Below are 10847 nucleotides of genomic sequence, written 5' to 3' on the forward strand. Positions count from 1 at the left end.
GACTTTAAAACGTCATTCTAAATTCTGTCCAAGATGATTTCAAAACGGCTGTGAATCTAAGGATGTTTCATCGATATGTTTGGTAGAATCAATTGGCAGCAATCCAAGGTATAACGACAGAAGGATGTTAACTATTAAGTGAGTGTAGGTACAAAGACACTTTTATTTTATAATTCAGTTGCATATATTTTTAATAACACATAAATCGTACGAAACGGCAAAGCCATTGAAAAATGGTGACGCAAAACTAAAGGGGCTAAGGTTTAACGACGATGCTTGCCAGTTACCGAACACGATAACTCCGTCGATTTATGTAAATGACTATTGAGGAGGATTTTTTGTGTTGAAAATGTTCTTTAAGGGAAAATATTATTATCATTTAATCCAGCACAGACACAACGCTCTGTTACAGCAAGATTGCCTGGATGAAGAATTAAGAGCCAAGTTTATGATTAGAGCAAGCTATCATAATAGTAAAGTTGTCGAGTTTGGTTTAAAAATCTAAGCGAAATCATATTAAAAAAAAATGCCTGTATCTGTGTAGTTGGTACAGGCTTTTATGTTTTTATAGACTAAAAGGTATAAAATAAAACAATAGGACAACCATTACATATATTAACCATAGTAAAAGAGGGATGATTTCGAAATGTACAATCTGACAAAATTTAAAATAATAAAACCAGCTAATGAAGTATTTGAAGCCTTCGTAGACCCTTCGAAAATCAAGAATTTCTGGTTCTCATCAAGTTCGAGATGGGAGCAGGGCCAAACAGTCACATTAAGATATGAAGAATACGATGCACAAGTCGATATTGAAGTCATCGAAGTCGAGCTAAATAAGAAAATCGTGTTCCGGTGGGGGACAGATGGAGAAGGGAATAGTGTAACAATTTCTCTGGAAGAATTGAATCAATCAAGTACCATTATTGAAGTGATCGAAGAAGGTTTTAGAGAAGTTGATGATGAGTTAGTCGCTCAATTGATTGATAATAAAGAAGGCTGGGTGTATATGCTGACCTGTTTAAAGGGGTATTTGGAGTTTGGGATTAATAAATTAAGGGCAGCAATCGTTAAATAACATTACAATCGATAAGAAAGTTAAAGAGCTTGGAACCTTATCCAAGCTCTGTTTTGTGTTTTGGAATTTATCTGAATTCAGCTCCAACGCCCAGCGGCTAGTGTACCTCGCTCTCCGCCCTAAATGTTTGAGATGCTTAGTTGCCAAAAAGCGCCGAGTTCCTGACACCGACGCTTCAATTTGTTAAACTGTCCTTATATTTTAGTGTGACATTGTTTCACTGCCGTCGTCATTTCCGTCTTTAGTGACTTTCAAGACACCGACTGCGCCCTTTGTTGCGTGATTAAATTGGTGTGTGACAAAAGGATAGCTGCCTTCCTGGGTTACGGTAAATTCGACTACCGCCCCGCCGCTCGCTGGAAGTAAGACTGTTTGCATTCCCTTCATATGGTTAAATGGATTCCCGTCGATATAGACATCATCAAACAGAGTTCCAACGACATGGAAGCTACTGACTTCATTGGGACCAACGTTATTAATGTGAAATCTCACTTTGTCACCGACTTTTGCTAGCAGAGGTTTGTCGACAAGAGCGCCAACCGTACCGTTCGTGTTGACATCACCATCTTTTAAAGCCTTAGCTGAAAAAACTACATATTTGGGTTTTCCATTTGTAAAATCGTCCATATCGTTGTATTTGTACCATTCATTTTGAACAATGACAAATTCCCGGTCTACCTTGGAATCGGTTGGATAGCCTTCAGTTGGTTTGACGATAATTGTACCGTGCATTCCATTGGCAATATGTGCAAGAACAGGCTTTGTTCCACAATGGTACATGAATACGCCTGGATTATTGGCTGGATAGGAAAATGAACCGCTTTCATTTGGCGGCACATTGGCAAAATCTCTAGATGGTGCGGTGTGTACGGCATGAAAGTCCATGCTGTGCGGAATGGATGGATCCATGTTTTTCAATGTAAAATTGATTTTATCGCCTTGGTTCACCACAATAACTGGTCCAGGAGCTTCGCCGTTAAAGGTCCAAGCTTTATACATTTCACCTTTGGAAATTTCAATATCTGTGATTTGTGATGTCATCTCCACATTTACTTCATGTGGACCGATTCGATTCATTTTAATTGGAGTTGGATTTTGATTTATATGCTCATGGGGTCCGATTACTTTAGTTGTCACAGTGGTGTCCGTTTTGGCTTGAACAGTTTTTTCTCTTGATAAACCATCTTTTCCACAAGCACTTAATACCATCACACACGAAACCATAATTGCTCCAAACTTCGCTAAATTATTCATCCCATCTCCTCCATTTATCTCCTGTAATGTAATATTATTTACACTTTTATTTTAGATCGTGTGCAAAACAGTCGAGTGATTGAAATCACAGGAAATAAGTGGATTAGTGAAAAATTTGTGAATTACTGAGCAATGTTGTATTAGCACGTTGCCAATGTTAAATAATTTTGAAAATAAATGGCTAAGATATAGGATATAAAGGAGGTATTTTTTTGAAAAATGAAGAAGAAAAAACTAGTGAAGGATTAAATCAAATTTTTGAGATCATTAATGCAAAAGGGGATACGGGTGAGTTAAAAGAAATTGTCGATCGTTATGACAGTGCAAATCCAGATGAAAACTCGAACAGTTAAATACAAAAGGCCTAGAGATCCGTCTGGGCCTTTTGTAATGAAAAATGTGGATAGTTCGTATGGAAAATGTGGATATATGAAGATAGATTGTGGGTAAATCTGTTAGTTTTGTGGATAATACTGTGGGAAATGTGGATAAATTCACTTGTTGGAAAGTCCTTTATGAAAAAGAAAAAGTTACTCACATAATCTGTGTATAAATGGTTAAAATCTGTTGATATCTTCTTATATGGTGTGGATATAGACGTAATTCATGTTGATAACCTTGTTAATATCCTTGAACCAGCCAATTCCTACTTAATCCTATTTGGAACTCGAGAAGAAGCTGGACCAAGCCAACCAGCAGATTGCCGAATTGGTGAAACGCGAGGAGCGAGTTCGGATTGCCCGCGACCTCCATGATACGCTAGGTCATACGTGGTCCCTTTTGACGTTAAAAAGTCAGTTGGTTCAGAGGCTGACCGCACTCGACCCGGAACGGGCCCGAATGGAAGCAAAGGAAATGGAAGTCGCATCCCGAGCTGCGTTAAAGCAAGTTCGAGAATTGGTAACCGATTTGCGTGCCGCAACGATCGCGGAAGAGCTGGTCCAGGTCCAGCAAATATTGCGGGCAGCAGGGATTACCTATCATTATGAGCGCACGGCTGATTTTTCGTAGATATCACTGTTTACGCAAAATATCGTCGGTATGTGTATACGTGAGGCGGCGACGAATGTCGTCAAGCACAGCCGTGCCACCCATTGTGCCATTTCCATTCAACTTCTTTCTGAAAAAATTGACATAGTCGTCCGTGACGATGTGATGGGCGTTAGTAAGCAGCGAGCGTTTGGGAATGGTTTGCGGGGGATGGAAGAAGGGTGCGGCCCCGCCTAAACAAAAAAAGTTGTCATCATTTAAAAGACAAGGTGAAAAGCTCTTAAAGATGACAATATTCATTGATTTGTTTGACACACAAGTTATATACATTGGTCTGTTTATACTTTTTGTACCATTCTATTGTTTTTTCTACTGTTATATCAATATCCCACCTAGGATTCCAGTTTAATTCATATTTAACTTTACTAATATCCAGGCTTAATAACTTTGCTTCATGTAAAGTAGAGTTTTTATGTTCTGGTACCCATCTTCCACTTTCCCAATGGATTAGTACTTTATTAACAAGGTCTTCTACTGTAATGATACTGTGTGTTTCAGGTCCAAAGTTCCAGGCAGTTGAAAAGAGAGGGCCATCTTCAATTATTTTTCCTGCAAGCGTGATATAACCTCCCAGTGGTTCAATCACATGCTGCCACGGCCTGATAGATTTTGGAGATCGTATGACAATATCTTGATTCGATTCTAATGCTCTTATACTATCAGGAATGATTCTGTTTAAGGACCAATCACCTCCGCCAATAACATTTCCAGCCCTAACAGAAGCAATCACTTTCCCATGTTTTTCAAAATTTTCTACCGGAAAGTATGAGTTCCGATAGGAAGAAATTAATAATTCACAGCATCCTTTACTTGAACTATATGGGTCATGCCCTCCCATGGCATCATTTTCACGGTAGCCCCAAACCCACTCTTTGTTCTCATAGCATTTATCACTAGTAACCATAATACCTACTTTGGCTGTATCGCTTTTCCGTATTGCTTCTAACACATTCATGGTCCCCATAACATTTACTTCGTATGTGTAGACTGGATGGTCGTATGAGTATTTCACAATGGACTGTGCAGCTAAATGAAAAACAATTTCAGGATTATATTGGTCGAAGACACTCTTTAATTTTTCATAATCTCTAATGTCACCGCGAATATCTATTATCTTTTTATTTAATTTTGATAAAACAAAGAGGTTCTTTTCACCTTCAGGGTCCAGCGAATACCCTATCACATTAGCCCCTAATTCGTTCAGCCAGATTGCAAGCCAAGCTCCTTTGAAGCCAGTATGTCCTGTAATTAGAACAGTTTTATCTTTAAATAGTAGGTCTGCATTTTTTAACATTGTCACCCTCACCTTCTTTTAGTTAATTGTTTAAATAAATAGATCGCGGTTTTGTTTATACCAGTTGGTAGTTCTTATTATTCCTTCTTCTAGCGTTATTAGGGGTTTCCAATTAAGCCGAGTTTTTATTTTGGTTATATCTGGAAGAGGATTTCTTTCGTTAATTCTGTCTGGAATGGTAGCATAAACAGGTTCTTGATTTGCTTGCATATGATAATAAATCAAGGAAACAAAATGTTTTAATCGATAAATTTCTCCACTGCCAATATTATATATTTCATTTTGGTCAGAAGGCTGATGTGCAGCTATGAGCATGCCGTCAATTAGATTTCCAACATAACAGTAATCTCTAAATTGTTCACATGATGTAAGCTTTACTTCTTGGTTTTTAAGTAAGCTCGTGATAATATAACCAAATAATTTATGGGTATCTTCACCTTCTCCAAAAACACCAAATGGTCGTAAAGTAACAATCGGTATCCTGCTTTCCAATGCGAGTTGATGGGAGATGATCGAAGCGGCTGCCTTTGTGCTTCCATAAATTTCTACTGGATTTAAAGCCATTTCCTCATGGATAGCTCCTGTTTTATTACCATATTCTGAGCTGCTTCCTAGATTTATCAATTTTTCACAGCCAGCCACTTTTGCTGCTTGTACGATATTTATTGTCCCAAGTACATTTATTTGAAGTGCATCCATGTAGTTTTGTTGCCGAGAATTGACTCCGTACGCAGCAAGGTGGAAAATATAATGAGGAGCAAATTGGACAACTGAATGTAATACTTCAGCACCATCTTGTATATCGGCTATCAAAACCTTAATATCCTTTAAAATATCCTGGATTCGCCAAGGATTGGATGTTTCACGTACCAGCACAGCCACCTGGGCTTTTTCTTTAAGCAGCCTTCTGATTAAGTGTGAACCAATAAAACCAAATCCTCCAGTTATTAAAACTCTTTTATTTTCAAAAGAAAGTGTATTCATAATGCTCCTTTCTCATCGTGATTTTACATCAATTGGAAGATGTCTTGGGAAATTATTAGGGTAGTCTGTAAAAACAAATGAAGTGTGGTATTAAATGGAAAAGGGATTTTTTGATTGATAATCATCCGGAATTGAGGCGAAAAATGGAGTTAGGTTTTTCAAATTGGTTTTTTTCTTTAAATTCAGGCAAGTCTTCCTTAATTGAAGGATATAAGGAAGATATATGTTTTCGATAATAGAACTATCAAAAGATAATGGTTCGAGCTTCCATAAATCATAATTTTTTTTATTTATCATCAACATGCTTCCGAAGTGATAGACAATAAGATCAGAATCATCAACGATTACTGTCTTCTTTTTTTTTGATACAGAGGAGTTATTCATCATGACTAAATTCCACGGAGCCGCATTTATCCCAGGGTCATCGCTTACTTTAATATTAGAAAACAAATGAGGAATTGCATCTAAATATTTCTGATCCCCCCATGTTCCATATTTTTCATCATAAATAGAAGAACAACGCTCTATACATTTTTCCCGCCACCAGTTTAGGATTTTCATGCTGTTTTCCTCTTTTTTAAATCCTATTAGCCCAGCCTGATATTGCCCGTGTATCCGTTCAAGCTCTTGTGAACCTCTTTGTTTACACATAAAAATAGAGTATTGGTTCCATTGTTCAAGGATCGGTTTTGGATCTGAAAAAAAATACAGGTCACTATCACAATAGATGATATGATCCACCTCACCATAGTTGCTTAATATATGCTGGCATAAAGGGGCCTTCATGGTCCAGCAATATTCTTGTAAGGTCCTTTCATTTTTTACTTTAAGAAGCTCTTCATTTTCAACTTCTTCTACTTGAAGAATGGAAATATTAGTGAGATTTAGCTGTTTCACTTTTTCAAAGCTTACATGGTCCATACAGCAAATCCACATATGAAAATTGTTTATTTTCTTTTTTAAGGAATAGTATAGGGTTAGTCCTTTAATCAGGAAATTTTTGCTGATAATTATCGCAAAGTTATAGAATTCATCTGATTGGTCCATTTCTCTTCTTAGTGGCGTATAGTTATAAAATGTATTTGCTTCTGTATAAGGCTGTTTACTTAAACAATTACTTAACCCATCTGGCTCGACCGTATTGATTTCCTTCATAACAGATCTGATTTCGTCTAAATAAGGAACATAGATTTCATTAATAATAGTGCTCTGAATCTTTAATTTACCAAGAGACCATAAATCAAATTTTTCATTATCATAGATTGTAAGACAGGCAAAGTGGAAGACTACAAGCGGATCATCTTCAATCAAGATACTCTGATTATTTTTTGTTATCTTATAGTTGTTATTATAAATACTGTTCCAAGGAGCAGCATCAATTCCTAGATGCTCTGAAATTTTGACTTTTTGAAAAAAAAGCGGGAAATTATCAAGATATTTTTGATCACCATATTGTCCGTTTTTTTCTTCATGGCTACACCATTCTAAACAACGACTTTTCCACCATTTCAAGCTTTCCATTCCATATTGATCTTTTTTAAATCCAATTAAGCCCGCCTGGAATCTTCCATACTTTTGTTCTACCCAATCGAGATCCCTTTGGGGACATAGAAAAACAGAATGTTCGCCCCACTCATTTAGTATCGACACAGGGTCAGAGAAAAAATATAAGTCTCCATCACAATAGATCATCTTTTCAATGTCATAGGAAGTTAATAAATATTCCACTAGCGGGGCTTTGATGGTCCAGCAATACTCATTAGGCTTTCGATCCTGTTTGACTTTGCGAAGATTATCATCCTCAATAACTTCTACTTGTAAGAGGTGTACATTTTTCAAGTTAAGTTTCTTCATAAGCATAAATGTAAAGCTATCCATACAACAAATCCAAAGATTGAAAATCTGACAATGCCTTTGTAAAGAATGATGAAGGGCAATTACTTTCAAGCAATACTCCTTCCCCGATATTACACAAAAATTATTATCTGTTCTTTGGATCTCCGAATCCAATTTCTTTAAGTTAGGGAACAACTTAGTCCTACCGTTTCCTAAAATATTGCTGCTTACCATATACATTCTCCCTTTTTTATTAAAATCTTAAAATATCATGTTATATTATGTTAGTTATTGCCCCCTTTGATTTAATGCCCAGATTTTATTTGCTTCTTCTAAATCCTTGGGGGTATCAATAGAAAGCCATAATCCGTTATGCTCATATACGGCAAGTTCTCTATCGTTTATCAGTTTTTTTAAAGGTTCATCCTCCAATACACAATTAGGATCTGAAGTTAAATAATCAAAAAACTTCCTATTACATACAAAAAATCCCCCGTTTACGGTAATATCTAACACAGGCTTTTCAGTAAAATCTACTGCTATTCCATTCTCAATTGATAAAACTCCATATTGGCTATTCTTTTTAATTCCAGTTAAAGTAACTGCTTTTCCTTTTTCTTTATGAAAATTTACTAATTCTTCCAAATTAATATCCGCTAATCCATCTCCATATGTCAAAAGAAAGGTATCTTCATCTAAATATTTCTCCACCAATTTAATCCTTGCACCTGTCATCGTATCTAGGCCTGTGTCAACACAGGTTACCTTCCAAGAATCAGTCTCGTTTAACAAGCGGTATTTATTATCACTAAGATTAAGCTCGAAGTTATGATCCCTCCACGGATAATCCATAAAATACTCCTTAATTTGGTCTCCTTTATAACCTAGCGGCAAGATGAAGTGAGTATGATTATACTGACTAAAAAGCTTCATTATATGCCATATGAGTGGCTTCCCATTTAATTTTGCTAAAGCTTTTGGGACATCTTCTGTTAGTCCTCTCATTCTTAATCCTTTTCCACCACATAATATTACTACTTTCAAATGATCACCAACTCCGAATTTTTTTTATATAAGTTATAATATGTCCGAGCGTGGAGAAGGGAACTAGGTAAGTTATTCATAATCCACAGGATAGAGATAATAAAATTCCACATAAGAAAAGCGATACATTGAATAATATCGCTTTTTCAGTTGAATACCTTATTTCCTTTTGATTTTACAGCACCAACTTCATACTTAATCCAATATAGATGAAGCCGCAATGCTTCTATATAAATAGGCACCTGGATGATAAAAGGGGATCAGACGGTTACTTTACTGTTTATCATTTTGTTTCTCTTTACTTTAAAAAAGGCAATTAGTTTTGATAGGTACGATTTTTCTCATAAAAATTCTTTGTCTCTGTCAAACCACTAAGCAAATCATAGCGAGGTTTCCAGTCCAACAGTTGCCTTGCTTTTCCGTTATTCAACTGGCTGTATTGGATGTCCCCACTCCGCCTTGGAAGGTATAAAGGAGAAACAGGATTATCAACCATGGATGATATGATTTTGTGGAGCTTATTAATACTTGTTTTTTGATTAAGGCCAACGTTGATAATTTCATTTGTTCCTCTTGTTAGTGAAAGGTAATTGGCGGATGCGACATCTTTGACAAAAACAAAATCTCTTGTTTGTTCCCCATCCCCATAAATAACCGATTGCGCCCCTGCTAATGCCTTTTGCATGAAGATAGCAACAACACCGCCTTCGCCTTTTGGAGTTTGACGCGGACCATAAACATTGGCGTAGCGAAGGATTGTAAAGGGAAGTCCGTAAAATTGTGAATAGAGTTGAAGATAAAATTCCGGGGTAAGCTTGGATATTCCATAAAAGGAAATGGGCCGCGTCGTAAACTTCTCTTGAATGCTGGAGTCGTCCGTTTCACCGTACGCAGCACAGGAAGAAGCGTAGATGATTTTCCTAATCTTGAATTTCTGACAGCATTCCAACAATCGAATCGTACCAAGGATATTTGTCTGAGCATCAAAAACGGGGTCTTGAATCGACTTGGCTACGTCGACCTGCGCTGCGTGATGAATGACATATTCCGGTTTTTCTTTTGAAAAAATTCCTTCTAGTTGGGCTGAACTTACATCCAGTTTATAAAATGTTGCTTTCCTGTTAATAAACTCCTTATTTCCAGTAGTTAAATTATCGATCACTATTACTTGATGGCCATCGTCGATGAGCAAATCAACGATATGTGAACCAATAAATCCGGCTCCGCCAGTAACAAGTATCTTCATTAAATTGCCCCTTCCATTGGAATGATAGTGTAGACTATCACGAATTTAAAGTCATTTAAGACACTTAAGGGCTTGCTAGTAAGCAAGTTTCCATTTATCCTATGCGGGCTAGTCTGAAGAGGGAATAGTCGAATATAACAAAATAGAAAAATTGATTTCTATCATTCAATTTTAAAAAACATATAGAGAAGAAGTTTAAAAGAAAACCCTATATTGTCCAAGAGGAGATTCCGTTAGCAAGCATTGATGAATGTCCTCTTGATATCCGCGTCCTGGTCCAGCGTAAACGAGGTTCTCAGGAATGGCATGTTACGGGAAGGGCAGTTAAAGTGGATGAGGACTATTTCATTACTAATGTTGCAAAAGATATTATCACGTTGAATCACGCGTTTTTGGGAAAAGATCAAGAAAAAGGCTCTAAGTACATAAGGAAAGCGATACATGGTCTGTACCGCTTGTTCAGGTCAATTTTACTTTTGATTTTCTAGTACCAACTTCACACCTAAGCCAATATAGATTGAGCCAACAACCTTCCCTTGCCAGCGCGCAAGCCGGCTGTTCTTGTTTGCGGAAAGTCTTTCACCAATGGTGCTAGTTAGGAAGGCAAGCAGGGTGGTGTACAATATGCTCATTAACACAAACGTGAGTCCAAGAATCAGTAGTTGAATGACAACAGGGGTCCCATTGTTATGAACGAACTGTGGTAAGAAGGCTAAGAAAAAAAGAGCCGTTTTAGGATTAAGCAATTCTATTAACAAGGCCTGGCGAAACGACGTGGCTGTGTTGTTCTTTTTCGGAGCCGGCTGTTTTTGTTTTTTTGCTTTTTCAAGGAGTGACTTAATCCCTAAAAAGATTAAATAAGCAGCACCAAGATATTTCACGATTTCAAAGGCGAGAGCCGAGGTCATTAGAATGGCTGAAAGTCCGAGCACGGCCGCAATCGTATGGATTAAATCACCGACTGCAATCCCGATGCCGGTGATGATGCCAGATTTCCTCCCGCCTTGAGCGGTTTGAGAAATGGTAAGTAAAACAGCTGGACCTGGAATGAGAAACAATAC

The 10847-nt window shown here is 37.2% G+C and carries 10 protein-coding genes, 1 pseudogene and 1 riboswitch (1 of these 12 only partly in view); of the genes and pseudogenes, 4 read left to right on the plus strand and 7 right to left on the minus strand.

Features of this window, described 5'->3' with window-relative positions; all coding sequences use genetic code 11:
* Positions 1-206: 206 nt before the first annotated feature.
* A riboswitch (cyclic di-GMP riboswitch) is annotated at positions 207-291 on the plus strand.
* Positions 292-646: 355 nt separating this feature from the next.
* Entirely contained in the window at positions 647-1078 is a 432-nt protein-coding gene (locus AB7942_RS14760) for an SRPBCC family protein (RefSeq protein ID WP_369447428.1), read from the plus strand.
* A gap of 201 nt (positions 1079-1279) precedes the next feature.
* On the opposite strand, the gene AB7942_RS14765 is transcribed toward AB7942_RS14760, so the two are convergent.
* The gene (locus tag AB7942_RS14765) at positions 1280-2332 is read right to left on the minus strand and encodes a multicopper oxidase domain-containing protein (RefSeq protein WP_369447429.1); all 1053 of its coding nucleotides are present in this window, start codon (positions 2330-2332) and stop codon (positions 1280-1282) included.
* Positions 2333-2544: 212 nt separating this feature from the next.
* Here AB7942_RS14765 and AB7942_RS14770 point away from each other — a divergent pair, with 212 nt between their 5' ends.
* Entirely contained in the window at positions 2545-2685 is a 141-nt protein-coding gene (locus AB7942_RS14770) for a hypothetical protein (RefSeq protein WP_179195957.1), read from the plus strand.
* Positions 2686-2992: 307 nt separating this feature from the next.
* Positions 2993-3541 (plus strand): annotated as a pseudogene (locus AB7942_RS14775) (sensor histidine kinase); the annotation flags it as partial.
* Between the two features lie 61 nt (positions 3542-3602).
* On the opposite strand, the gene rfbG reads toward AB7942_RS14775, so the two are convergent.
* The 5 genes from rfbG to AB7942_RS14800 form a co-directional block, all read right to left on the minus strand.
* On the minus strand, positions 3603-4676 hold the full coding sequence (gene rfbG, locus AB7942_RS14780; RefSeq protein ID WP_369447430.1) for a CDP-glucose 4,6-dehydratase: 1074 nt from the start codon (positions 4674-4676) through the stop codon (positions 3603-3605).
* A gap of 30 nt (positions 4677-4706) precedes the next feature.
* On the minus strand, positions 4707-5660 hold the full coding sequence (locus AB7942_RS14785) for an NAD-dependent epimerase/dehydratase family protein (RefSeq protein ID WP_369447431.1): 954 nt from the start codon (positions 5658-5660) through the stop codon (positions 4707-4709).
* A gap of 90 nt (positions 5661-5750) precedes the next feature.
* A complete protein-coding gene (locus tag AB7942_RS14790; protein ID WP_369447432.1) occupies positions 5751-7499 on the minus strand; it encodes a glycosyltransferase in 1749 nt (582 codons plus the stop codon).
* Between the two features lie 285 nt (positions 7500-7784).
* Positions 7785-8540, minus strand: coding sequence for a sugar phosphate nucleotidyltransferase (locus tag AB7942_RS14795; RefSeq protein ID WP_369447433.1), 756 nt, complete (start codon positions 8538-8540; stop codon positions 7785-7787).
* Positions 8541-8856: 316 nt separating this feature from the next.
* On the minus strand, positions 8857-9786 hold the full coding sequence (locus AB7942_RS14800) for an NAD-dependent epimerase/dehydratase family protein (protein ID WP_369447434.1): 930 nt from the start codon (positions 9784-9786) through the stop codon (positions 8857-8859).
* Between the two features lie 182 nt (positions 9787-9968).
* Here AB7942_RS14800 and AB7942_RS14805 point away from each other — a divergent pair, with 182 nt between their 5' ends.
* A complete protein-coding gene (locus AB7942_RS14805; protein ID WP_369447443.1) occupies positions 9969-10274 on the plus strand; it encodes a YheC/YheD family protein in 306 nt (101 codons plus the stop codon).
* On the opposite strand, the gene AB7942_RS14810 is transcribed toward AB7942_RS14805, so the two are convergent.
* Positions 10257-10847, minus strand: the 3' portion of a protein-coding gene (locus AB7942_RS14810) for a LysE family translocator (RefSeq protein ID WP_369447435.1). The gene runs 27 nt beyond the window's last position; 591 of the gene's 618 nt are visible here — the last part of the coding sequence; the start codon falls outside the window, past its right edge; it ends in the stop codon at positions 10257-10259. The genes AB7942_RS14805 and AB7942_RS14810 overlap by 18 nt on opposite strands.

This window comes from Neobacillus sp. BF23-41 (assembly GCF_041106275.1).